Source organism: Trichocoleus sp. DQ-A1, from assembly GCF_039961955.1.
Classification (GTDB): domain Bacteria; phylum Cyanobacteriota; class Cyanobacteriia; order Cyanobacteriales; family FACHB-T130; genus FACHB-T130.
In genome coordinates, this window is sequence record NZ_JAMPKE010000008.1 from 101,199 (window position 1) to 125,233 (window position 24,035).

The 24,035-nt window shown below is 47.1% G+C and carries 20 protein-coding genes and 1 tRNA gene; 9 read left to right on the forward strand and 12 right to left on the reverse strand.

Translation table 11 applies throughout. The annotated features are described in order from the left end of the window. Window positions 1-195 precede the first annotated feature (195 nt). The 3 genes from uvrC to NDI33_RS10440 all read left to right on the forward strand — a co-directional run bounded on the left by uvrC (window position 196) and on the right by NDI33_RS10440 (window position 5,767). On the forward strand, window positions 196-2,157 hold the full coding sequence (gene uvrC / locus NDI33_RS10430; protein WP_190426571.1) for an excinuclease ABC subunit UvrC: 1,962 nt from the start codon (window positions 196-198) through the stop codon (window positions 2,155-2,157). Window positions 2,158-2,326: 169 nt separating this feature from the next. Next, window positions 2,327-4,246: a hypothetical protein gene (locus tag NDI33_RS10435; RefSeq protein WP_190672244.1), complete on the forward strand. Its 1,920-nt coding sequence runs from the start codon at window positions 2,327-2,329 to the stop codon at window positions 4,244-4,246. Window positions 4,247-4,330: 84 nt separating this feature from the next. Next, window positions 4,331-5,767: a serine/threonine-protein kinase gene (locus NDI33_RS10440; protein WP_190672246.1), complete on the forward strand. Its 1,437-nt coding sequence runs from the start codon at window positions 4,331-4,333 to the stop codon at window positions 5,765-5,767. 142 nt (window positions 5,768-5,909) lie between these two features. Here NDI33_RS10440 and sds read toward each other — a convergent pair whose 3' ends face one another. The 5 genes from sds to NDI33_RS10465 all read right to left on the reverse strand — a co-directional run bounded on the left by sds (window position 5,910) and on the right by NDI33_RS10465 (window position 12,873). Continuing rightward, window positions 5,910-6,881 carry a solanesyl diphosphate synthase gene (sds, locus tag NDI33_RS10445; RefSeq protein ID WP_190528952.1) on the reverse strand — a complete coding sequence of 324 codons (972 nt, stop codon included), beginning with the start codon at window positions 6,879-6,881 and terminating at the stop codon, window positions 5,910-5,912. An 849-nt stretch (window positions 6,882-7,730) separates the two neighbouring features. Beyond that, window positions 7,731-8,591 carry a glutamate racemase gene (murI, locus tag NDI33_RS10450; RefSeq protein WP_190414918.1) on the reverse strand — a complete coding sequence of 287 codons (861 nt, stop codon included), beginning with the start codon at window positions 8,589-8,591 and terminating at the stop codon, window positions 7,731-7,733. Window positions 8,592-8,619: 28 nt separating this feature from the next. Then, on the reverse strand, window positions 8,620-10,596 hold the full coding sequence (locus NDI33_RS10455) for an N-acetylmuramoyl-L-alanine amidase (RefSeq protein ID WP_190414917.1): 1,977 nt from the start codon (window positions 10,594-10,596) through the stop codon (window positions 8,620-8,622). Between the two features lie 504 nt (window positions 10,597-11,100). Beyond that, complete coding sequence (locus NDI33_RS10460; protein ID WP_190672250.1) at window positions 11,101-12,510, reverse strand: cation:proton antiporter; 1,410 nt, start codon at window positions 12,508-12,510, stop codon at window positions 11,101-11,103. A gap of 189 nt (window positions 12,511-12,699) precedes the next feature. After that, window positions 12,700-12,873 carry a hypothetical protein gene (locus tag NDI33_RS10465; RefSeq protein WP_190668665.1) on the reverse strand — a complete coding sequence of 58 codons (174 nt, stop codon included), beginning with the start codon at window positions 12,871-12,873 and terminating at the stop codon, window positions 12,700-12,702. Between the two features lie 9 nt (window positions 12,874-12,882). Here NDI33_RS10465 and NDI33_RS10470 point away from each other — a divergent pair, with 9 nt between their 5' ends. Beyond that, window positions 12,883-13,620: an SIMPL domain-containing protein gene (locus tag NDI33_RS10470; RefSeq protein ID WP_190414914.1), complete on the forward strand. Its 738-nt coding sequence runs from the start codon at window positions 12,883-12,885 to the stop codon at window positions 13,618-13,620. A gap of 231 nt (window positions 13,621-13,851) precedes the next feature. On the opposite strand, the gene NDI33_RS10475 is transcribed toward NDI33_RS10470, so the two are convergent. Together NDI33_RS10475 and NDI33_RS10480 are read right to left on the reverse strand one after the other, a co-directional pair. Continuing rightward, on the reverse strand, window positions 13,852-14,070 hold the full coding sequence (locus tag NDI33_RS10475; protein ID WP_190414912.1) for a type II toxin-antitoxin system HicB family antitoxin: 219 nt from the start codon (window positions 14,068-14,070) through the stop codon (window positions 13,852-13,854). 243 nt (window positions 14,071-14,313) lie between these two features. Next, on the reverse strand, window positions 14,314-15,636 hold the full coding sequence (locus NDI33_RS10480) for a HEAT repeat domain-containing protein (protein ID WP_190672252.1): 1,323 nt from the start codon (window positions 15,634-15,636) through the stop codon (window positions 14,314-14,316). Window positions 15,637-15,706: 70 nt separating this feature from the next. On the opposite strand from NDI33_RS10480, the gene NDI33_RS10485 reads away from it, so the two are divergent. Then, window positions 15,707-15,850: a hypothetical protein gene (locus tag NDI33_RS10485; protein WP_348245636.1), complete on the forward strand. Its 144-nt coding sequence runs from the start codon at window positions 15,707-15,709 to the stop codon at window positions 15,848-15,850. A gap of 210 nt (window positions 15,851-16,060) precedes the next feature. Here the strand turns inward: NDI33_RS10485 and NDI33_RS10490 are convergent, their stop codons facing one another. From NDI33_RS10490 to NDI33_RS10500, 3 genes are all read right to left on the reverse strand, one after another. After that, a complete protein-coding gene (locus NDI33_RS10490) occupies window positions 16,061-16,978 on the reverse strand; it encodes a hypothetical protein (protein WP_199302272.1) in 918 nt (305 codons plus the stop codon). A 58-nt stretch (window positions 16,979-17,036) separates the two neighbouring features. Next, complete coding sequence (locus tag NDI33_RS10495; RefSeq protein WP_190528963.1) at window positions 17,037-17,309, reverse strand: hypothetical protein; 273 nt, start codon at window positions 17,307-17,309, stop codon at window positions 17,037-17,039. 248 nt (window positions 17,310-17,557) lie between these two features. Then, window positions 17,558-19,705 (reverse strand): RtcB family protein, encoded by a 2,148-nt coding sequence (locus NDI33_RS10500; protein ID WP_190672256.1) that lies wholly within the window; start codon window positions 19,703-19,705, stop codon window positions 17,558-17,560. A 245-nt stretch (window positions 19,706-19,950) separates the two neighbouring features. Between NDI33_RS10500 and NDI33_RS10505 the strand changes: the two genes are divergently transcribed. From NDI33_RS10505 to NDI33_RS10515, 3 genes are all read left to right on the forward strand, one after another. Further along, a complete protein-coding gene (locus tag NDI33_RS10505; RefSeq protein ID WP_190528967.1) occupies window positions 19,951-20,856 on the forward strand; it encodes a class I SAM-dependent methyltransferase in 906 nt (301 codons plus the stop codon). Beyond that, window positions 20,853-21,575: an HAD family phosphatase gene (locus NDI33_RS10510; RefSeq protein ID WP_190672258.1), complete on the forward strand. Its 723-nt coding sequence runs from the start codon at window positions 20,853-20,855 to the stop codon at window positions 21,573-21,575. The genes NDI33_RS10505 and NDI33_RS10510 overlap by 4 nt, the downstream gene beginning before the upstream one ends. Before the next feature lie 114 nt (window positions 21,576-21,689). Next, a tRNA-Ala gene (locus NDI33_RS10515) sits at window positions 21,690-21,762 on the forward strand. A gap of 109 nt (window positions 21,763-21,871) precedes the next feature. Here the strand turns inward: NDI33_RS10515 and NDI33_RS10520 are convergent. Further along, window positions 21,872-22,426: a Uma2 family endonuclease gene (locus NDI33_RS10520; protein ID WP_190672261.1), complete on the reverse strand. Its 555-nt coding sequence runs from the start codon at window positions 22,424-22,426 to the stop codon at window positions 21,872-21,874. A 637-nt stretch (window positions 22,427-23,063) separates the two neighbouring features. On the opposite strand from NDI33_RS10520, the gene NDI33_RS10525 reads away from it, so the two are divergent. Then, entirely contained in the window at window positions 23,064-23,297 is a 234-nt protein-coding gene (locus NDI33_RS10525; protein ID WP_190415034.1) for a hypothetical protein, read from the forward strand. A 64-nt stretch (window positions 23,298-23,361) separates the two neighbouring features. On the opposite strand, the gene NDI33_RS10530 is transcribed toward NDI33_RS10525, so the two are convergent. After that, a complete protein-coding gene (locus NDI33_RS10530) occupies window positions 23,362-24,012 on the reverse strand; it encodes a hypothetical protein (protein WP_348245637.1) in 651 nt (216 codons plus the stop codon). Between the last annotated feature and the right edge of the window lie 23 nt (window positions 24,013-24,035).

The window sequence follows — 24,035 nt, forward strand, 5'->3', positions numbered from 1 at the left end:
TTAAAAATTAAAAACAATGCGAATTTTTACTGAGTTGTGAAGTTAGTAAAAAACGTTAATTACGAATTTGCACTGATATTTAGAATTAAATAAAAATGGTGGGTACGAAATTTTACCAGATAGAAAATCCGTTACTGTTTGTTCAAGGGTGCGACTTAAAAATTAACAATTGCTGCTGTCTAGGAGTGTATTAGGATGACAGATCCGCAAACCCTAAGGAATGGGAACGAATTATTTCCCGCCACAACTCAAGCTGGTTATCTATCGGCTGAAGGAGCGATCGCATCTACAAAAATCCTGCCGCTCCTCAAAGAGCCAGAACGCCTGGAAAGCCGTCTGAAAGAGATTCCGCCAGAACCAGGGGTCTATTTTATGAAGGATGTTAGCGATCGCATCCTCTACATTGGCAAGTCGAAAAAATTGCGATCGCGAGTTCGCTCTTATTTCCGCGACTCCCAGAAATTAAGCGATCGCATTATGATGATGGTGCGGCAAATCGCAGAGATTGAATTCATCGTTACCGACACCGAAGCCGAAGCACTCGCGCTAGAAGCCAATCTAGTTAAGCAGCATCAACCCTACTTCAACGTGCTGCTCAAAGATGATAAGAAGTATCCTTACGTTCTGGTTACGTGGTCGGAAGAATATCCTCGCATTTTCATTACTCGGAACAGGCGTCTGGGAAAAGAAAAAGATAAGTATTATGGCCCTTTTGTGGATGCAGGTTTGTTGCGAACCACGTTACGAATCGCAAAACGGCTCTTCCCAATCCGCCAGCGTCCGCAACCTTTATTTAAAGATCGTCCTTGCCTGAACTACGATTTAGGGCGGTGTCCAGGCGTCTGTCAAAAGTTGATTTCACCAGAAGAATATCGCAAAACAATCCAAAAAATCGCGATGGTTTTCCAAGGACGAGCCGGAGAACTGATTGATATTTTAACGGCGAATATGGAAAAGGCAGCCGAAGAGCTAAACTTTGAGGTAGCAGCGCGGATGCGAGACCAAATTGCCGGGTTAAGGTCTTTGAGTGCAGATCAAAAAGTGTCTTTGCCAGATGATACCGTTTCGCGGGATGCGATCGCTCTGGCAGCTGACGCCCAACACGCCTGCATTCAATTGTTCCAGATGCGTGCGGGAAAACTGGTTGGTCGTTTAGGCTTTGTGGCGGAAGCTCAATCGGGGACGCCAGGAGCCATTTTGCAGCGGGTATTAGAGGAACATTACGCAAATGCAGAGTCCGTAGAAATCCCGATAGAAATTCTAGTGCAGCACGAGTTGCCAGAAGGGGAAATGCTCACAGAATTTTTAACTGAGCGAAAAGGACGAAAAGTAACGCTACTTGCTCCCCAGCGACAAACCAAGGCAGAATTGATTGAGATGGTGGAGCGCAACGCCCAGTATGAACTAGCGCGGATGCAACGATTAGGCGATCGCAATACTCAAGCAATGGAAGATTTAGCCGCCATTGTTGATCTACCCGACTTACCCCACCGGATTGAAGGCTATGATATCTCCCATATTCAGGGAGCGAATGCTGTCGCGTCTCAGGTAGTCTTCATCGACGCTATACCGGCAAAGCAGCACTATCGCCACTATAAAATAAAAAATCCCACCGTCACTGCTGGTCACTCGGACGACTTTGCCAGTCTTGCAGAAGTTATCCAACGGCGTTTCCGCAAGTATGCTGAAGATCCGCAAATGCAGCGAGTCGGGAATCCTGATTGGCCGGATTTAGTAATGATTGACGGCGGGAAAGGTCAGCTTTCATCGGTTGTCGCCGTCTTGCAAGAGATGAATTTAATGGAAGACTTGCGAGTTGTTAGTCTTGCCAAGCAGCGAGAGGAGATTTTCTCACCGGGTGAGTCTTCACCGTTACAGACGGATGCAGAACAACCAGGGGTGCAATTGTTGCGACGACTGCGGGATGAGGCGCACCGATTTGCAGTCAGTTTCCACCGTCAGCAGCGCAGCGATAAGCTGAGGCGATCGCGTTTAGATGAAATTCCAGGATTGGGCTTTCAGCGACAGAAACAACTCTTGGCGCATTTTCGTTCCATTGATTATATCCGCGAAGCGACTCCAAAGCAGCTAACTGAGGCTCCTGGTGTTGGCCCTAAGTTAGCCCAGGAAATCTACGATTATTTCCATCCCGCTTAACCGATGCCAAAATCAATCTTCAATCAGTTGTGATTCTCTTGCTCTCTTGCTTCGCGTCCTATAGCGCTAACGCGCATGGCTTTGCGTCCTTGGCGGTTCGTTAAAAAAATCTCTGACAAATCAAAGAAGATAGCGATAGACAAAATTTAAACCGCAGAGGACGCAAGAATTGAAAAGCCGTATCTTAATCGGTCTGCTGATAGTTCTAGCGCCCTTCAAGGTACTAGCTGACGAAGCACACCCGCGTTTATTTCTAACTCAAAGACGGATCGAACAAATCCGATCGGCAATTCGGGTGCCGCGATCGCATCATCAGCAAGCATTCAATGCCCTGAAAGCGCGAGTAACCCAGAACAACTGGCGCATTTATGATGGCAACCCGAATGACGGCAACTGGAACTATGCCCGTTCCTATCTAGCACGGGAAGCAGCGCTGCTGTACTTATTGACAAATGAAAATAAGTATGCACAGATTGCCCACCAAGCCCTCCATCTCATCCACCGAGATCCAGACCCGGATAACCGCCTGCCGGAAGCGCAATATGGGCTATCTAGGGCGACGGTGGGACAAAATTTTGCGATCGCCTATGATTGGGCATATCGCGGTTGGACTCCACAGCAACGAGATTACATTAAAAACAAAATTAACATCGCCCTCGATACTTGGGAGAATTTCCGCCACCCCAACCTCACTAATCCAGCAATGGCTTCTAACTGGGTAGCAGTCTGTCGAGGCGGGGAACTCGTGATGATGTTGGCTGTGTACGAGGAAGGCAACCGCGCCAAGCGATACAGTCAGCTCAAGGGGTGGCTGAAAACTCACCTAATCAACGCTTACGGTCAGTTGGGTTTAAGTCAGGAAGGGATTGGTTATGACAGTTATGCAGGGATTTTTTTAGTTCCAGCGGTTTATGCCCTCCGGAGTGTTGGCGATGCTGAGCTTGACGCTGATTTTACCGCACGACATTTCTGGAAATTGGTCATGTACGCCGGTGCATTTATGATGCATGAATCGGGCGATCGCTACTTTCTTCAATCTGGCGTATCCGGTGCAGGCATTGGTGACGAAGGCTGGACGAGTCTCCTCCTGGGATCGGTACCCCCACGCTTATTGCCTTTCTACCGCTACTTTTACGATCGGCACATGGGAATAGATGCCCCAGGCACCCCAGCCGAGAAATTTGACAAACAGAGGGGCGCAACGATCTGGTCGCTAATCTATTACCCAGAAAGCGCCCCTTCCTTTAATCCAACAGGTTTGTTGCCCTCGTCTGTGGGGGATGAAAAAAGAGGCGCTTACTTTTTCCGCGATCGCTGGCAAGATGAGAACGATATCCTCGTGTCGGTGATGGCAGATAGCGATCGCCACCGGAATGCTTGGGATCAGTCAGAAGCCTTCCAACTTGGCTTACTCGCTTACAACACTCATTTCATCGGAGGGCCTGCCAAAGTTTCTGGCAACCCTGCCACTTTTAGCACCCTCTTGGTGGACGGAAAAGCACAGCGCGATCGCAGTACAACGGGCAGTAGTGAATTTTTCAATTCCACCCCAGATGGCGGTTACGTCATCATCGACGGTGGGGAGAAATATGCCAGTTTGGGCTTAAGCAGCGCCAAGCGCCACCTCCTGGTCAACTTTTCTGAAACTGATAATACCGCTATACTGGCAACGCTCGATCGAATTCGGGATGAGGAGAAGCATACCTATACCTGGCAGCTTAACCTCGGAAACGAGAAAGGCGATGGTGGCGTCACTGCAACGGTTGGAATGGAAGGCGGGTTGTCAACTTTTTTGCTGCGCGGCGGTAGTGACGGCTACCTCAAAGGCTGGGTGCTGCACCCAAATGGGGCAGTAGTAACTGCGGGCGATCCGTTCCAAGTCAGCATTTCCAGTGCAAATGCCGAAATCTGGATCGCTACCTTTGTAGGCAGGGGAATCCCGCCTGTAGCAACTGTCACGGGTACGGGGATGGCAACCGTTCTGGAAGTGGGCAATGTGCGACTGCGCTACGACGCTGATACCAATCGAACGATCGCCGAATACAGAGACGACGTGAGAGAAGTCGGCAAGACATTTCCCAAAGAATAGCCGCCAGTTGTCGCAGCCACTTCCCCTTTGCCTCCCTTCTGGGAAGAACTACGATAGACTCAACCTGCTGAATCCTGCCTGGGTATGATCTACTGTCTCAATCCCAATTGCCGCGATCGCCTAAATCCAGACGATTATAAATTTTGCCAAAGTTGTGGCTCTGTACTATTACTGAGAAAACGCTACCGCATCCTCAAACCGATTGGCAGTGGCGGCTTTGGCAGAACCTATCAGGCAGTAGATACTGACTGTATGAATGCGCCCTGCGTGGTAAAGCAATTTTTACCCTCCTCAGAGATTCAAGCCAATCCGAAGGCGCTGGAAAAAGCAACCGCAATGTTTAACCAGGAGGCACTGCGATTGTTTCAACTGGGAGAACATCCCCAAATTCCCAGACTGCTTGCTTACTTTGAAGAAGATAAGCGCCTGTATCTGGTGCAAGAGTTGATTGCGGGACTCACTTTACGTCAAGAATTGGCTACTCAGGGAGCTTTTAGCGAACAAAAGATTAGACAGCTTTTGGCTGAGTTACTGCCAATTCTCAAATTTATTCACGAACGTGGGGTGATTCACCGGGATATCAAGCTAGAGAATATTATGCGTCGTCACCGAAACGGCAGGTTAGTCCTAATTGATTTTGGCGTCTCCAAACTGGTGACAGAAACGACAATGGGGCAAGTGGGGACAACGGTCGGTACGCTCGGATATACGCCGATGGAACAAATGCACGGTCATGCCTACCCCGCTAGCGATCTCTACAGTTTAGGAGTCACTTGCGTTTGTCTGCTCACCCAATCTCTTCCTAAATTAGATGGTTCTGATGGTCTTTATGAACCGCTAGAGTGTCGCTGGATGTGGCGAGAGTGTCTGCCAGATGGCACAACTATTAGTCAAGAGTTAGGGCAAATCTTGGATAAACTGCTTCAGCCTTTACCGAAGGATCGCTATAAATCAGCTTCCGAGGTGCTGGAAGCCTTGCACTCTAAACTTACTAGACCTTCTGATGTCAGTGTCACGATACCCACGATTGCTTCCTCTCCCGCTCATCTCAGGGCATTGGGGATAAATTACAGCAAACTGCGGGATTTCCTTACCACCCGGAACTGGAAGGAAGCAGATCGGGAAACACGAATGCTCCTGCTGAAAATTTCCCATCGAGAACCAGAAGGCTGGCTGAGAGTTGAAGATTTTCAAAAGTTTCCCTGCCAACACCTCAGTACGCTCGATCGACTCTGGGTAAATTACAGCGACGGACGCTTTGGCTTTAGTGTCCAGAAGCGCATTTGGGAAAAGATTGGCGGAAAACCTAACTTTGACTATGCCACTTGGTGTCGTTTTGGCGACCAAGTGGGTTGGCGTGTCAAAGGCAATTGGTTAAATTACTCGGATCTCACTTTCTCCGGAAATTCTGCCCCATCGGGTCATCTTCCGGCTGGAGGATTAGAAGAGACTGGATTGGGTCGCTGGGATTTGGTGTGTTCTTCTCTGGTGGCGAGACTCGCCAAGTGTAAAATTTGCTAATGGCTTATTAGATTTTGATTCATTCTTAGGAATGTCGATTAAAGAACTTAGGCTCGTTCGCGTTCTGTAGGGGCATACCCAGAAAAAGCCCCTACAGTCATGCCCCTACAAAAGAAATGGGGGGTTAATAAATCCACACTCCTTAGTAAAGCCGACTCAACACGTACTCAGCCATGTCAATTAGCGCTTGACGGCACTCCGAGTGCGGTAAATCTGCTAATTGTTGAACGGCGAGTTGGGCATGATGTGCAGCTAATTCGCGCGATCGCTCAATGCCCTGACTTTCTTCAATCAAGGCGATCGCTGCTTCTAAATCCCCCTCCTCTGTAAATTCCCGCTCAATGAGCGCCTCCAGGTAAGGTTTTTCTTCCAAAGCAAATAACACGGGTGCTGTTAGATTGCCACTTTTTAGATCCGATCCGGCTGGCTTACCTAAAGCTTCTGTCGAACCCGTGAAGTCAAAAATATCATCCACAATCTGGAAAGCCAAGCCGAGATGACGTCCGTAGCGATACAAATTTTCTGCCGCCTCCTCCGAGACATCACTGAGTAGTCCAGCCGCCTTCGCACTGTTAGCCATCAACGAGGCAGTTTTGTAGTAACTCTTCTCTAAGTAAGCTTCGAGGGACATACTGGCATCAAAGCGATTCAGCCCTTGCTGAATTTCTCCTTCTGCCATATCCATAATCACTTCTGAGAGCAGTTTCACTACTTCTAAATTATTCAAATTTGCCAAATACCAAGAAGATTGGGCAAATAAAAAGTCTCCCGCCAACACAGCGATGCGATTGCCAAACCGGCTATGAACCGTGGCAATACCGCGTCTTACCTCGGATTCATCCACCACATCGTCGTGTACCAGACTAGCGGTGTGAATCATTTCCGTAATTTCTGCGAGACGTCGGTGACGTGGGGTAATGTCTTGATCCAGCATGGTTGCCCGCGATATCAGCAGGACGATAGCGGGTCTAACGCGCTTTCCTCCTGCCCCAAATAAGTGTTCTGCCGCCGCATACAGGATGGGGTGACGGGCACCAACCAGCTTTTTCAAATTCTCCGTCAGAACACGTAGGTCTGATTCAACAGGGGCAAAGAGGGAGGTCACTGAGGTCATGGATCAGCTGACTCTGGCTTAATAGTTACGAAATTTTACATTCCTGTCATTTATTTTAAGCTAATGCTCCCCTACAGGGAAGTTTTGTTCCTTAGAAGATGCCCCCGCAGCCTTTTTTTGAAATTGTATCGACTTGTAAAGTATCTAAAAAAATCCCTCCTAACCCTTGGGGATCTTGTGTTACTCTAATATGTAAGGATTTGAAAAGCTTAATAGAGTTACTGAGCCAAGAAATTACAGAAAACACTTACGTGTTTGTAATGAATTGGTAAAGGATGGCAGATTTTTGGTAGGCGGTAGCATTTCCGGCTTCCTGCATCTTTTTCTAGCGTTAAGGCTCTAGGAAAACTAGCCATCCGAACATAAAGGACTTTCAATAGGCACGGTGGATTAGCTTGCTATCTACGGGATTGCCGAAAAAATCTCAGATTATTTTTATTAATTTTCTGGGGTTTTAGTTAAATCAAGAATTTTTGGGGCGACAGCGACCTCCACAATTCCTATGGGCAGCCATATTCTCAAGCATTGACTCAAGTCTTGACTTGGGGCATTGTCTTGGGAAAAGAACTTGTATAAAAATTTACATTCCGCTACTTGTGATTGTGCGACACTATGACGTATAATGATATGCCTCTGATTATCCCGTTTTTAGCCACTGGTTATTTATTGACGGTTTACCTGCTGTTGATTCTGGCACAGCGAACTGTGAAAGGTGCGGGTAGGACGAAGTCCATACCCTAGCGATCGCGACAGAAGTATTAGCCGTTTGCAGCACGCTCACCTCATCGATCCGCGATTAGCAGTCAAATCTAGAATTTTGGATTGAAGAACCCATTCTTCAATTGACTGCTACTCGCTTAGCTCTAGCGGTAATTGCCGATGTAGCACTGTCGGTAAATAAACTTTTTCTACCGCAGGCGTACACCCCAGCCACTGTACTGACAGTTGTGCAAACTGTTCGGGACAACCGCTCACGGCAAATCGAGTTGCTAGCGGCGGGCGGGTGTTTCTCAGTCCTAGTAAATCCAGCTCTTGTGCAGCCGCAGCCACTACATGAACTGCCGGATCGCATAGCTTCACCGACCGGGGCAGAATTTTCCTCAGGACGGGTGCTAAGTGGGGATAGTGGGTACAGCCATAAACAAGCGTGTCAATACGATGGTGCAGTAACGGTGCCAAGTACTCCCGCGCCACTTCTAGGGTGTAAGGCTCATGGATGCGGTTTTGCTCAATCACCGGCACAAACTCTGGGCAACCGACTTGCCAAACTTGGGCAGTGGCGTCAACTTCTAAAATCGCGCGACGATAAGCGTTGCTAGCGGCAGTGGCTGGGGTAGCGATGACTCCAATCCGGTTGCCTAGCTCAACAGCCGCGCGGGCACCAGGCAAGATAACTCCCAAAATCGGGAGAGGAAACTCAGACCGCACTGCCTCCAAAGCGAGGGCAGAACTGGTGTTGCACGCCATGATCGCCATTTTGACGCCCTGCTGCATCATCCAGATGAGAATTTCGCGCACAAAGTGCAAAATTTCTGCCTGAGAGCGAGTGCCGTAGGGCAGTCGAGCCGTATCGCCAAAGTAAAGAATCGATTCGGATGGCAGCTGCCGGTAGAGTTCCCTCAATACCGTCAGCCCGCCGACTCCGCTATCAAAAATCCCAATTCTGGCTCGTTGAAGAGCCTCATTTGTTTTTTGTTCCTTATTCATCATTAATCAACCACTCCCCACAAACCGGCATTTAGAGACTTTGTTGAATGTACTGTAGAATACCGCGAGCGATCGCTCTTGCCATCTGGCTCTGGTAATTTGGCGAAGCCAACTTCACAGCCTCTTGTGGGCTGGACACAAAACCAACCTCCACTAAAACAGCGGGCATCGAACTCTTCCTCAGTACATAAAATCTCGCCTGCCGCACTCCTCGATCTCGGATATCAACGTTCTGCAAAATACTATTGTGAATGGTTTGCGCTAAACGCCCACCACTAGAGTAATAGTAAGTCTCCAGCCCCTGCACATCAGGACGCCCACCAATTGAATTGGCGTGGATACTGACGAATAAATCGGCATTGGCTCGCTCAGCCATCGTTACTCGTGGTTGCAAGTCTACAAAATAGTCATCCTTTCGCGTCATCACCGCCTGGATGCCCTGTTGCTCTAGCAATGCCGCTACCTGCTGTGCAATCGGCAAAATTACATCGACCTCTCGCAAACCTCTATAACCGATGGCTCCAGGGTCTTTGCCTCCATGTCCGGCATCTACAACCACAACCAATCGTCCAACACGGGGGCGGGGTCGCGAAGGCGGATTGTTATTCTGAGGCGGCGGCACGTTAACAGAACCCGTAGGCGGAACCCGAATAGGGCCTGTGGGAGGAACAACCGAGCCAAGGCGACTTCGTTGCAGTTGCAGTGCTAAAAGTTGGTCGCTCACCTGATTGAGTTCTCCAACCTGTACCCCTGAGGCTGGTTGCACCAGAATAACCACAGTCCGCGAGTCTTGCTGCTGCAAACGCACCCGCCGCACTGAAGTGGTGGCATCCAGTTGAGGTCCCCTAACTCGGTCAGCTAGTTCAGCGGAAGGAATCGTAATTCGATAAACTCCCTCTCTTGCATCCCATCTGCCGGTGTATCTGACAGACGCATCCGCCCGAATTAATAACTGGGTTCCGGAAGAAGCAAGTTCAACCGATTGAATTGTTGCTAACTGATTATTTGGACGGTTGGTGGGGACGGGTTGGCTGGGTGCAGTTGAAGGCGGTCTAGACCCCCCCGAAATGGGAGAGGGTTGATTTCCAGCTAGTGGTGGGCTTTCAATGTCGCCAGCACTCGTACCCTTCGGCAAGATGACAATACCGCCAAAATCGCTAACACTTGCCAGCCAGTCCGGGCTTTCTCTCCTCACGTTCATCGTGACGCGAACGATTGAGGGTGAAGTATCAACTTGGGACAATAAGATGCGACTGACGCCATAGCGATTCACCGTCGAAGAAGGCGATGTAAGACTGCGGGAAAGGGTCGCTCCTCGCAGGTCAAAAGTAATGTTTTTGCGATCGCTACTCCGGTTCACCTTAATAATCTGCGGGCGACCCCCATTCGTCTTTAGGAAAAACCCATCCCGCGTTACCTGCACATCTTCGATTTGAGCAAGCGACCCAACCGTTACGTTTGGAGGTGTCTGACGAATCGGTGGGCGACTCAGCACTGGAGGCGGCGAAGGATTTCTAGGAGCTTGATTGGGAAGCGGTTGCAAAGGGGGCGGCGGAGAATTTCCCAAATCTAGATCTCTGGGTGCTAGATCTCTGGGTGAAGGATTTGACACCTGTGCTACTCGTTCGGGCTTTGGTAATTGCACCGACCACTGGCTGGGGGAAGCTCCTCGAACTAGCACTTTTTCTGGATCGAGGGTGTAACCAGGGTCTAATTCAATCACCATCCGAGTAGTATTACCTTCAAACTGTCCTACTCGCAGAGAACGCAGCGATCCAGCCAACTGCTGAGTCACCGTTGAGCGCCCCAAGCTGGTACCGGGCAGATCGATTACCACACGGGTCGGGTTGGCAAGCAGTTGCGCTCGCGGTTGAACTCCATCATCCGTCCTAAAGTCTAGTCGGTTCTGATTGGCATCAAAACGCCAATACACCAGTCTTGCCGCATTCGCGGGAAGTGAAACGAGAAAAATGCTCAAAAAACTGGGTAATAGCCAGTAAAATCTCACTATCGTTGCTCCTGAAAAAGGCAAAGACCGTAATAATCGGCCTGTACGCTGTAGACCTGTTTCGGATGTTTTCGGTTCACATCCGGTGCATTGCGGTAAACAAAGTAAACGATTTTAGACTGGGTTGAACAATATCACGACTTTGGTCGCAATGCAGAATAATCGACTAGGCATGACTTTTTTCGCTGGAAAAAGCCAATTACCATCGGGAAGATGCCTGGTGTATGGAGTTTCTCATCAGAGATTTTTGTTCTCAGGGCTTGGCAATGATAACGTCTTGATGCTGCCTATTCCCAAGCCACGCGAGCCAACACTTTTCTCAAAGCGAGAGAAACCTTTTAAATCCGATTAAATCCGATAACCAACCCCAAGGGACGTAGATAAAGTGACTTAAGTTTCACAAAAACCGTTTGCTGTTAGTTTTTTGTCAGTAGGTACTACGGAGTAGGTAGTCGGTGTTGATTGTATACCACCACTACCCACTACCCACACATGAATTAATAACTAATCGCTTTCCTTAGCAGGAACCGATGCAGGCTCTTGAAACACAAACCGTAATAAGGGAGGTGCTAAAAAAGTTGTCAAGATGACCATCATAATAATCGCGGCTTCTGTGGCTTCAGACAAAGCACCGCTGGCAGAACCAACACCGGCAAAGACCAACCCGACTTCGCCTCGTGGAATCATCCCGACGCCAATCGCTAATCGGTTGATCTGAGGTTGACCAAATACGACTAGACCCGTAACAACCTTTCCGAGAATTGCCACGACAATCAGGAACATAGCCATGAACAACCCTTCCCGGTTACTGGGAACCGCTGGATTGAGAACTCCTAGGTCAGTTTTAGCCCCAACCGTTACAAAGAAAATCGGCACCAGCAGATCGGCAATAGGCACTACCTGCTTTTCCAGTTCTTTACGCTTATCCGTTTCGTCTAAGACTAAGCCAGCTGCAAAAGCTCCCAAAATGGCTTCTAGGTGAATAGCGGCTCCCACATAGGCCATCAAGAATGCGAAGATGAAAGCCGGTATGACTAGCCCGCCGCGCGTCTTGAGCTGATCGGCGATCGCTACAAAGGATTTGTTAAAAACCTTACCTAGCAGAATCGCACCTAGTAGAAAACTACTGGCGCTGACGATCAGATAAATGACGTTGCTGACATCTACTTCACCCGTTTTTGCCAAACTAGCTACCACTGCCAAAACGATGATACCCAGAACATCGTCTATAACCGCAGCGCCCAGAATAATCTGACCTTCTCTAGAAGTGAGACGCCCCAATTCTGAGAGAACTTTGGAAGTAATCCCAATGCTGGTTGCAGTCAAAGCCGCACCCGCAAAAATCGCCGGAACCGCTGGCACGCCAAAAAAGAGCATCAGCCCCGCAGTGCCAGATGCAAAGGGTACCACTACCCCCACCACTGCGACGACGACTGCCTGGATACCGACTGCCATCAGTTCCTTTAAGTTCGACTCCAGACCAATTTCAAATAGCAGTACGATTACGCCCAGTTCTGCTAAAACGGAAATGACTTCGCTCTGGGTTTGAAATACTTCACCAATCGTGTCGAGACTTAAGCCAGAGGTGCCTTGCAGGAAGGACATCAGGACAGAATCAGAAGCGACTGACCCGCTTTCTGGAAATACCAGCAGATGCAGGGCGGAGATACCCACCACTACACCGCCGACCAATTCGCCTAATACAGGCGGGAAGCCCATCCAGTTTGATATCTCCGCCCCCATTTTGCTAGCGAAGTAAATGATGACTAAAGTCAGTAACACTGCCGCTAAGACCACTGGACTTTTTTCTGCTTCTTGTGTTGCTGTCGCTAAGACAGGAATGGTTTTGCTCGAAAGTGAGAGTGAGAAAGTTGGGCTTAGTAAACTAAGCCAGTGAGCTGCATCTATCGGCATGAGTTCTGCACAAAATCATTCTTTTCAATGTACAAGCTTCTTTACAAAATCAAGCTTTTATCTGGGGATTTAACAAGAGTCAAAGACCTGTCAAGATGATGGCTTAAAAGGGGCGCAGTCAATTTCGCGGCGCGATCGCATAGTTGATCGCATAGTTGAATCTAATCCCTGAAAGCAAAGTATAAATACTTACCATCCCCGATAGGACTGGCGATCGGGCGATACCCCTTGCATTACAACTAGCACTATCGCCTGAGTTGCTAAAACGGTAACTGCTGAGATTTTTTGGCTGTGGTAGTGGCAGATTAGGAACATTCCACCGGCACAATGAAAAGCAGCTGGTGCAGTTCTAGTATGAGACAACACGATCTAATGAATCGAACTCCATCTTTCGCAAGTTCCTGGTATCAGCGTCAGGCAATATCTTTCGCCGTGGGTCTTTTAAGTGTAATCATGACGAATCCAGCGATCGCCCAAGAGAAAATGTTGCGAACCATCACTGTCACTGGCAGGGGAGAAGAATCGATTGCAACAACGTTAACGCTGGTGCGGCTGGGGGTTGAGGTTCAGGGTAAAGTAGCTGCGGATGTGCAGCAGGAAGCAGCACGACGCTCTAGCGCAGTGGTGGATTTGCTAAAATCTCGCAATGTCGAAAAATTACAAACCACTGGCATTAGCCTCAACCCGACTTACAGCTACGAAAACAACGTCCAGCGTCTGACTGGGTATACCGCCACCAACATCGTTAGCTTTCGAGTTAATAATCAAACAGCCGGAACGCTTCTGGATGAAGCGGTGAAAGCTGGGGCGACGCGGATTGACGGCATTAGTTTTATTGCTGCTGATAGTGCGATCGCGACCGCTCAAAAGCAAGCTTTGCGCGAAGCGACTCAAGATGCCCAAGAGCAAGCGGATGCTGTTTTGAGTGCCCTAAATCTTACTCGCCGGGAAGTGGTAAACATTCAAGTTAATGGTGCTTCTACGACGCCGCCGCCCCCAATGCCCCTAGCTGACATGGCTTTGCGATCTGGAAAAGTAGAGGCGTCTACACCCGTGATTGGTGGCGAACAACAGGTAGAGGCATCCGTGACTCTACAAATTACCTATTAGGAATATCTGTGGGCTTTTGCCCACTTGATATTTCTGAGGAATTCGATAACGGATTTTAGGACAACTTGCGATCGCTCCTCACCAACAACGCCTTAATGCTGGTGCTGGTATCCCGCAAGGAACTGAGTGTTTACGCAAGTGAGTATCGCTTTGTCTATGCTTGTTTTTCAACCTAGGTCACGTTCTCAAGTTGGGTGAACTGACTACAGAGTAGGACTTCTAAAAAGGTAATCAGGCAATTTGAAGCGTACTGGGTTCAGGGATGGATTCACCTTCTGCAAGCCATGCTTCTAAGTACATTTCAATCACTTCTTCGCCCTTGTGAATTGCTTCCTCACGAGTTTTGCCGTGAGTGCAAGGCATGACAACGCGATCGGCAAACTCTGGAATCGTGACTAGGAAAAGGTGATCTTCATCTGACCACTGAATAACCATGCTGTATCGATTCATGAATCTTCGTCCTCTCTTAATTCCTCCAATTCAGCTAATAATTGCGCTAACTGCCAGCGCTAGACTGGGTGTAGTAAAAGTTTTCTATGACTTCTGGTTCCTCTCCTTTCTGCCCGTTTGTCGCTGGCTCAAAGATTGAAGACTATTGGCGGTTTGTCGGTTACTGACTTAGGTGAGCCTATACCGCATACTTCGGTAAGCGTGGAATTATCAACAGAAATATGCTAAACGCATTTTGCTTTTTCAAAAGGGAATATCATCAGAGTTATCATCGTTGGGACTTAAATCTCTATTTTTATCAATTGGAGTATCGCTATTTAATTTTTCTCTCAAATTTTCCATGTTGGGATAGAGCATATCTTCCAAAGTCATTCCGTATAAAGCTGCTGATGCTTCCAGGTTAGCTATTGCTGGATTGCTATAGATAGGGCTAGTTTCAGAAATTGGGTTACTTATCTTAGAAAGCGCTTCTTGAGCGGCTTGCCGAATCATTTCTTGGCTGTCCTGCAAAAGTTCAATTAGAGAAGATACTGCTCTAGAGTCTTTGAGGTCACCTAGTGTTATTGTTGCCCAGTATCGAGTTAGCCAATACTCTTCCTTGAGAGCATCAATCAGTGGTTCTACTGCATTAGTACTGCCTGCCCACCCCAGGTATAATGATGACATCTGGCGAAGATAATCTAAATTCTTTTCATAAGCTGTATTAGTTTGCGGTCTTTTGATAACTCTAATTAAAGGTGCTATCAACTTTTCGTCATGAGAAAATCTCAAGGTATCGCCAACATCTTGGATATAACTCAAACCAGTATTTATATCTAGTTCTGGCAGTCTTAATTCTACCTGCTCTATTTTGTTTAGTGTTGCCGAAACTATTTGTTCCGCATTATATTTCTGCCAAATTTCTAAAGCTTTACTTTCGTCTTTGCTGAAATACCCATTACTATTTATATAATAAGCTTGTTCATAACAATCTGCTATGGTTATCATCATATTAGTGAGACTGGCATATTTTATAAGCGTGTCATTACAACCTCCCTTAAAATCCCTAAAAATGACTGGAAAAAACTGGGAATTTTTATCAAATACCAAGTAACCCTCTCTACATTCACGTCCAATAAATATCGTCAATTTTCTTCCCTGGTTCCGTCTCAGAGATTCTGAAACTGCTAATTGGAAGGGGTAAACACCAAAGCCCATAAAAAATCCCCATCCCTGGCCTGCATCGAATAGCCAATCAAATTCATATAGTGAATTATCGTGTTGAGTTCCATTGCTCCATTGATATAGTTCACAAAGTTCTGGTGGTAATTGTAGTCTTAAATCTTTAGAAATTTCTTCAATTTCCCCAGAAGATAAACCAGGTTTGACTAAAGGAGCATTATTTTCTTCCTCTGGAGGGCGCAACCACCATCCTTGTGTTGCTTCTGGATGTTCGCGGTTTTGTCGCCGCAACCAATTTTTAATTCTATCTAAAGCTTCTATTAAATCTGACATGTAATTATTACTGACGACTGTTTGAGTACGTTCCGCTTCTAAATCTCGATAAAAGTGTTCAGTGGCTCCCACAAGCTCAAATAGCTCTCCCGACTACTGAAGCAACTATCTGATTAACACCCGTACCTTGCGGGAGAGCTATTTGGACGAGGAATCTGTCCGTGAGTTGCTCGTGCATCCTGTGGAGGACTTCCCCGACATCTGCGATCGCGCTGCTGTAGATACTATTATTCATCTCACTCGCTGCGGCGGCGAGGATTTCTGGGAAATGTGGCGAAGTTTGTAAAGATAGCGATCGCAACTTACTAAAGAGTAGAGTCTAGTTTATAAAGAAGCGATCGCACTGCAAGACACAACGCTTTTGCAGACAACAGAGGATGGCTACTGCTTCCAACTGCCTTTAGTAGAGAAGTTTATCAAACGTGTAGTGATGGAAATTTGATATCTTCTCAACCCTATAGCAAAGTCAGCATCCTTATGGTTGAAATAACCAATCTCAGATGTCTAACCAATCCCATAATTCTTGTTGCTTTTTCTTCATACTCCTAAGATGACGAAGGAGAACAGCCAAAGGATTGATTCCCTGTAACAATAGCAAAGTCATCCAACACAGAGCCTTGAGTTGACTGAAAGGTGTCGGTCGGGTTAGCGCCTCATGGATAGCGATTCGGGCTTCATCAAGAAAACTGTCATATTCCCCAATAATCGTAGATTCATGGAACACGCCAGCGTTAATGCCATGAATACCACTCACCCAGTCTCTTCCCATTAGAATTCTCTCCAATAGACTAACCTCAAGGTGGTATAAGTCGTGGTAGTGAATCCACCTATCTCGGACTCGGACAGGCTGATCGCCGATTTTGACCAGAATTAGGCTGATACAACCCAGCATTTTCTTGAGGCTGACGATTCTGGAGTTGTTGACGCAATAGCTGAAGTACAACCTCACGAAGGTAACTCGAAAAGTGCGATCGCCAAATGAACCAAATTTGTGTTTCTTGTCAGCACAAACCCGGTTGGGAGTTTGAGAGACTTTCCCTGCGGCTGGTGTTGGGGTGTCAGTGCTGGAAAGGGTCGGACTACAAGCTTCGTCCAGGACTAGAAACAAGTAATAAGGAACTTCAGAATAGCGCTTTTTTAATCTCCACCCTAGCTTATTATCCGCCTGTGAGCCGAGACACTGCTTTAAGCGGCGCTTTAGGTCACAGCGATATTCTTGTAGAGTGCTAGCCGGTAGGTGTTGGCGATACTTGTGAATGACAAAAGCCCGCAGCAGCAATTGCTTGAGGCGGGCAGCAAAAACGGTATCTTTAGAAATGGAAGCCCCTCCTCCCCACAACGCTTGGTTTAGAGCCATTTTTTGTCGTTTCGAGAGTTGATTTTCTTGAAGCCGCTTCCCCAATGTCTTCTTCATGTTCCGCAATTGGTATCCGAATGCTTAATCACATCTGTATATTTAGTTCGTGACAAGTTCAGATTTTTTTGGGAATTTGAGAAGCATTATTGATATGGCAATACCAGCAAATTAGTTTTTCGGGGTAGCACCTGAGGGACTTACTCCATTTAGGGCGAGTATTATCGGGAATTGTGAAGAAGTTTGTAAGATAGCGATCGCAAATTCCTGCGGTGTCTAGTTTCAGGAAAAACTCCCACCAACTAAAATCCCAGGATTGTCCAAAAACTGGTAAAGAAAGAAGTGTTGCATCAACAAGGCGATAGCGAAGCACTAACTTGTCAGTTCGCATTTTTGTGCCTTTAGTGCAAAAATTTATTGAACAGATGGTAGAAGAGGAAGAAAAGGCAAGGATTTCAGCAAGTTCTCCTGGGTACTTTTATCGATGAGAAGTACCATAAGCGATCGCTTGTGTCAGAAATTCTTACTAATCCGTGGAAGATTATCCAACTACATTTTAAGTTAATAAACTCTGCGTTATCCTCTGCATACCTTTGCGTTAAAAAACAAAAAAGGTGGGCATCGCCCACCCTACATAAATTAACCCTTAATACAGACAACCTGCTTCAACGTCGCCACAACTTCAACGAGATCCGCTTGATTAGCCATAACTTGCTCGATCGGTTTATAAGCGCCAGGAATTTCATCCAAAACGCCCTCATCCTTGCGGCACTCTACACCATTTGTTTGCTGAATCAAATCATCCAATGTGTAGACATTCTTTGCCTTATTTCGAGACATCAAACGTCCAGCGCCGTGACTGCAAGAACAGTAACTTTCAGCATTACCTTTACCCTTAACAATGAAAGATTTTGCCCCCATTGAACCAGGAATAATGCCATAATCTTCTTCACGCGCCCGGACTGCACCTTTGCGAGTGACATAGACATCTTCGCCAAAATGAACTTCTTTTTCGGCGTAGTTGTGGTGACAGTTCACTGATAGCAGCGGCTTTGTTTGTTTACCACCAGCAAGATGCTTTTCTACAATTCGCTTAAAACGCGCCATCATCACGTCGCGGTTGAAACGGGCGTAGTCTTGCGCCCACTGTAGATCGTGCCAGTAGGTGGCAAATTCAGGCGTACCAGCGACAAAGTAAGCTAAGTCTGGATCGGGTAAGCGATCGCCTGCTAGTTTCGCGAGTTCTTTAGCCGTGCCAATATGGTTTTGTGCCAGCATATTGCCGATGTTGCGCGAACCAGAGTGCAGCATTAACCAGACAGAGTTCTCCGTATCTAAGCAAACTTCAATAAAATGATTCCCACCACCGAGAGAACCCATCTGCTTCATGGCTTTACTTTCTAGGCGCTTGACTCCTGAATGTAATTCCTTGAAATCTCGCCAACCTTGCCAGTTTAAAACAGCTTTTTCAACATCTTTGTTTTCATTGAAACCAACAGGAATCGCTGCTTCTAAATCCAGACGAATTTGCTTTAGTTTACCCTCCAATTGTTCGGCAGTAAAGGGTGTTTTAATTGCCATCATCCCGCAGTTGTGGACAAAAACGCCAGCACTTAGGGCAAAGTTACCATATTCTGGCACTGTCAAGCAGTAAACATCTTCTCTTTCTGCCAAGGGAATAATTTCGACTACTTTATGGTTGTAGCCGTGTTGATTCTTTCTGTGATTATGAAGCCCGATTGGACTTTTGACTTCATCTCCACAAGTTTCACAGATGTAAATCCGATTAGCAATTTCCTTGCTCTTGTATCTTCCCTTTTCGCTGGTGTTGTATTGAATTAAAAACTGCTTTCCTCTGGCCCCATTTCCCGATACGGATGCCCTGAAATGTTCTGGACGTTCCTGCATATATTGAAGAATATGTTTCGTCCCTCTTTCAGAATAATATCTGTATCCATCCGGAGTAGTGGCTTTAGCCGCGATCGCTTGCTTTCTTTTTTCCTCAAACTCTAACGATTGCCAATGGGTATTCTTCTCTACTAATGAGCGGTGATAAGCAGAATGATCTTTATCACCCATGAACTCTAGATTTTCTGGACGATTGTCAGCTTGCTCAAAGTTCTTGTGGTGAATAACAGTTTTCTGACCGTTAAATGAAGGAACTTTCCCTAATAACCCAGACCGAGCAATAACCCAGTGCGCTTTTTGCCATCTACCTGAATAGGGTTGCTGGATTAAAATATATCCATCTTTATCTACTTGGGAATAAAAAGGCATCAACGAAGCACCAGCTTTGAGGTCGCCAGCTTCCTGATAAGTGCCGTTTCTGAGCATGAATTGATGGTCAGGGGTACATTTGATTTCCTCTCCGTTGTCGAGAACTACCTTTAAGAGTTCTGCATTACGACGAGTTAGCTTAGCCGTAGCCTTCGCGGCTACAATTCTTTGAGTCTCGGTGCAGGAATAGACAACAAACTCTTGCTGAGCTTTGGCTAGTTCTCCGATTGGGTAGGATTTACCATCAGCTAAAGGAACCAGAGTGTCACCCGTAAAGCAACCAATATCCACACCGACAGCAGCTGGCATAATTGCTTCTTTAGTCGCCACAACAGAACCTACCAAGGCACCTTTGCCAAGGTGAACGTCTGGCATCAGCGCTACGTGTTTGAATACAAATGGCAGGGAGGCAACATTCTTTGCCATCTTGGTTTCATCGGAACCAAGGGCATGATTTGCCCAAGATAGCACTGGCACTGGGGTTGAAATTTCTAGCTTTTCGTATGGCATAAACGTTTGCCGCTGATATAAAGATCCATGACGCTGCGAGCCTACTCCCGGTCGCGATCGCAATCTGCGCTGAGGTAGCTCTGGCAATAATACTTTATGTATTACTTTTATAATACATAAAGGAGTGCGGGTTTGTCATCTCCCAAAGACATCCGCAGGAAGAGTTTCTGCGTTATAAATAGCATTAAGATTTGTAAAGAGGAGAACGCTCCTCAGGTAATCTACAACAACGCAGATAAAATCCTATGGCGGTTGGCAAGAACTCAATCTATGAGCGCTTCTTAGCACCTGTGGTTCGGCTGTTGATTGATGAAGAGAAGCTGCGGAGTTTCTATGAGAGTGTGGATTGGGAGCAAGAGGGCGATCGCTTCCGGAAACCCAATCTTTCCTATCCCTCCTACTACAGTAGCCAAAACTTCCACGGCATTGAGCGCGGTTATCTCAACTCCGGTGCGGCAGTTTCCTACGACCCGATTACCCAGTACGCCTTGCCTCCCAACGAAACTTGGGTACGCCAAAGCTTAATTAATGCGATTGGAGGGCAACCGCGACGGATTTTAGACTTAGGCTGCGGTACCGGCTCTACAACGCTGATGTTAAAGCAAGCGTTCCCGCAAGCGGAAGTCATTGGTCTAGACTTGTCGCCTTATATGCTGGTGATGGCTGACTACAAAGCCAAAAAAGCACAGCTAAACATCCAATTTTTGCACGGGAATGCTGAAGAAACTGGCTTTCCTGATGCGTCCTTTGACCTGGTAACAGCTTCTTTGTTGTTTCACGAGACACCACCTCCGATATCTCGCGCCATCTTGCGGGAAAGCTTCCGCCTGCTAAAGGCTGGGGGAGAGGTGTTGATTCTCGATGGCAATCAGAAAACGATTCGCCAAGTAGATTGGCTAAGTGATATTTTTGAGGAGCCGTACATCAGAGCTTACGCCGGTGATAGCGTAGATGCCTGGATGGGAACAGCAGGATTTGAAGCGGTGCAAACTCAGGATGTGTTGTGGATACACCAAGTCACTAGAGGCATCAAACCCATCCCAGTTCAAAATCCTGGCTCGGTATCAACATCCCGTATAGCGACCAGTAGCACGGCAGATAATCAGGATTTGGAGGGCTTTGGTGCCCCAGCTTTTGGCACAACGGCATGACTTTGAAGGCAGTTTTGTTTGACTTTAACGGTGTCATTATTAACGATGAGGCAATTCACCGAGAACTAATTGATGAAGTTCTAATTTCAGAGAATCTGCGGTCTAAACCAACAGATTACCGGCAATTTTGTTTAGGTAGGAGCGATCGCGCCTGTCTAAATCAGCTGCTGAAAAATCGCGGTAGGTTTGTCACCGAAAACTATTTAACCGAATTGGTGAACCGCAAGGCGCAAGCCTACCAGCAACGCTTAAAGGCGCTGGAAAAGCTACCTATTTATCCAGGCTTGGAAGACTTCATTAACCGATTGCGGATGCGAGAATTGAAACTGGGTGTAGTCAGTGGCTCCATTCGTTCTGAGGTAGAACTGGTATTAACTCGCGCTGGAGTGGCTGAGTCCTTTAGCGTTATTGTTGCCAGTGACGACATCAGCGCGAATTCGCCAGAACCCGATGGATATCTTCTGGCAGTGGAACGCCTCAATCAGCAATATCCTCATCTCAACCTACTGCCATCGGAGTGTCTGGCGATTGAAGATACCCCAGCTGGAATTCAAGCTGCAAAGATTGCTGGTGTGCCAGTAGTGGGAGTAGCGCATACTTACCCGTTTCATATGCTGCAACGCTGGGCAAACTGGGCTGTTGATGAGTTTTCTGACTTAGAATTAGAGCGGGTGGAACAAGTCTATTCTCGAAGTACACCCCAGCCAACGATCGGATAAACCACTGACTCTGTACGGATAACGCGATAGTTAGTTGTTTCTGGCTGGATGTTAGAATATTTTAGAATATTGAAGTTCAATAGCTCATAGCTTATGGCTATTAGCTCACAGCTTGGGGAATTAGCTCAGTTGGTAGAGCGCTGCGATCGCACCGCAGAGGTCAGGGATTCGAGTTCCCTATTCTCCATTAATGTTGTACGTTCGCAAATTAAATGTCGCGATTTGCAGATTGATAAGTTGCAGCTCGCCTATGCCTCTAGTATCTGCGATCGCTTACAGGCAAATCCTTATCCGTCTTAGAGCGTTAACCAACTAAAAACCTGCTCAACCGTCAGTTTTAACCCAATCCCACTAAGAATAGGTAACTCAGCCGTTCCCCTTAGCAATTGTACTCGCTGCTCCGGAAACACAACTAAAATACTCTCCTCTTCTGGATCGATTAACCACCCTAACTCTGTACCATGCTGAGAGCAGTGGAGCAATTTCCCTAATACTTTCGTTTGGCTCTGATCGGGGGATAAGATTTCAATTGACCAATCGGGATAAATCTCGAAGCGATTGGCAATCCTTCCAGAAGGACGAAGCGGAATTCTTTCCCACCGAAACACCACAACATCTGGAACAATCGAGTCTCCCCCAAACGTACAGCGTAGTTCTGGGAATGCAAGCGCAATTTTCTGCGGTTCGGCGACTTCGTTAACAACCGCGCAAAATTTAAACTGCAATCGGCTATGCTCACCTTGAGGCATGGGTTTTTGAATAACCTCTCCGTCAATAAACTCAGATGCGGGTTTAGTTTCTGGGAGTTTTAAGAACTCCTCCAGAGTTAAGGGCTGCGTGACTATACTCATCTTCTCACTCAGTAGATCGCCATTCCCCTTCTCAGCGGGTTAGGAGGGATCGTGCCTGTAATAGTTTCTTGAATTCTCGCACTTCCTCCGCCATGACCTGTTCTAACTTCAGTAACCTTTGCATCGATCGTCACCTATGGCGACTCATAAAACGGCTTATCTTGCTCAATGTGACGGTAACGGCTCGCTCTTTACTTGCGCCTTTGTCACCCAAAACTAACGACTCAATTGATTGATTTCCGCTTACAACACTTGCAGCCTGAGTCTTTTAGCCTCTTTCTTGGCTCAATTTTCCTGAAACGCCTATTGAGCCTAAATTTTTTCACGAGGGTTGGGATGGGGTTTCAGAGGTCTCTACAAGCCTTGAGCGACTCCCTTCCATCGTTAATCCGGAACCAGTTTTAACTTTCCGCCTTAGTCCCTGTCAAGTTATTGTTCGCTTTGTTAAGTATTTGGTAACTCTTGTTGCAACTTGTGCGATCGCGATTTTGGTATTACCAGATAAGTTATCGTGGAAAACTAAAGGAATAATTAAATAAGAGGCCGTGTGCCGTACCCATCTGCTCCCACCACCCACATAACACCCGTTCCTAGCCAATTCGGCACTCAGAACAGCTATCCGCTTATAGGAGGTTTTATGACTCCCACAATGCTGCGTCAGCTTTGGGCTTTAATTGAAACTACTCAGGCCAATATGTTATTGAAGCTAGACGATGCCAGCCTAGTACAGTGGCTGCTGAAGCAACTGAAACAACAGCGATCGCTCAATTCCGACGAAACAAATATTATGACTGACTATCTGCACTCAAAGCTATCCCTGATCCGGGATCTCGCTCAAGAGCGTCAGTCTGTCTGGCAAGAAACCCATTAACAGTAGAGACGCGATTTACATCGCGTCTCTACTTTCTAAAGTGCCAATTGTTAGAAGCCAAAAGCTACCTGGGTGCCAAGGGACGCTTTGGGAAAGACTGCGGCTCCGGTGGGGGTGCCGCAGGTGTATTAATCTGTGAAGAATTCGCAAGCGTTGCCGACACCAGGGCATAGCCCAAATAAGCCGGTAAACTTATCGCCATCACAGCAGCGATCGCTGCCGCCCAGGTACGCCGCGTCAAGACAGGCCCGTAATGGCTGCGATAGGGGTCATAAGCGAGAGATTCTGATGGAATCATGTCCCTCATGGCAGTCGGTCGCTTGAACCGCACCCGCCGGTCATCCATTTTTTCTAATAAAATCCAGCCGGATTGTGCCTCTTCTTCACACAGCTTTTGAAAAACCGTTGGATTGCGAAATAAATCGCCTTTAGCTCGCACAATTTTAAATTCCCAGCCCATCAGTCGCGGATCTTTGAACGTTTGGGCAGAGGAACCATTAGAAGGCAGCTCTGCGGGTGCCAGGTCTTGTTTAGATTCATAACGAGTCAAAGTTTCTTCCTCTTCCTCATATTGCTGACCTGCACTCACCTGCTGCCAGCGCATCCATCCGCTTACCATGACTGCCTCCAGACCAAAACTTCCAACCAACAGGCTCCATACAATCACTTCGACCATATTTTGATAGCTATCAGCTTTGTGAATGGCGAATGGCAATTGACAATTAGCTATTCGCCATT

Excerpts from the sequence above, each read along its gene's own strand:
- uvrC (WP_190426571.1), top strand. The coding sequence starts at position 196 with ATGACAGATCCGCAAACCCTAAGGAATGGGAACGAATTATTTCCCGCC.
- NDI33_RS10440 (WP_190672246.1), top strand. The coding sequence starts at position 4,331 with ATGATCTACTGTCTCAATCCCAATTGCCGCGATCGCCTAAATCCAGAC.
- sds (WP_190528952.1), bottom strand. The coding sequence starts at position 6,881 with ATGACCTCAGTGACCTCCCTCTTTGCCCCTGTTGAATCAGACCTACGT.
- murI (WP_190414918.1), bottom strand. The coding sequence starts at position 8,591 with ATGATGAATAAGGAACAAAAAACAAATGAGGCTCTTCAACGAGCCAGA.
- NDI33_RS10460 (WP_190672250.1), bottom strand. The coding sequence starts at position 12,510 with ATGCCGATAGATGCAGCTCACTGGCTTAGTTTACTAAGCCCAACTTTC.
- NDI33_RS10470 (WP_190414914.1), top strand. The coding sequence starts at position 12,883 with ATGAATCGAACTCCATCTTTCGCAAGTTCCTGGTATCAGCGTCAGGCA.
- NDI33_RS10475 (WP_190414912.1), bottom strand. The coding sequence starts at position 14,070 with ATGAATCGATACAGCATGGTTATTCAGTGGTCAGATGAAGATCACCTT.
- NDI33_RS10490 (WP_199302272.1), bottom strand. The coding sequence starts at position 16,978 with ATGAAGAAGACATTGGGGAAGCGGCTTCAAGAAAATCAACTCTCGAAA.
- NDI33_RS10495 (WP_190528963.1), bottom strand. The coding sequence starts at position 17,309 with ATGCGAACTGACAAGTTAGTGCTTCGCTATCGCCTTGTTGATGCAACA.
- NDI33_RS10500 (WP_190672256.1), bottom strand. The coding sequence starts at position 19,705 with ATGCCATACGAAAAGCTAGAAATTTCAACCCCAGTGCCAGTGCTATCT.
- NDI33_RS10505 (WP_190528967.1), top strand. The coding sequence starts at position 19,951 with ATGGCGGTTGGCAAGAACTCAATCTATGAGCGCTTCTTAGCACCTGTG.
- NDI33_RS10510 (WP_190672258.1), top strand. The coding sequence starts at position 20,853 with ATGACTTTGAAGGCAGTTTTGTTTGACTTTAACGGTGTCATTATTAAC.
- NDI33_RS10520 (WP_190672261.1), bottom strand. The coding sequence starts at position 22,426 with ATGAGTATAGTCACGCAGCCCTTAACTCTGGAGGAGTTCTTAAAACTC.
- NDI33_RS10525 (WP_190415034.1), top strand. The coding sequence starts at position 23,064 with ATGACTCCCACAATGCTGCGTCAGCTTTGGGCTTTAATTGAAACTACT.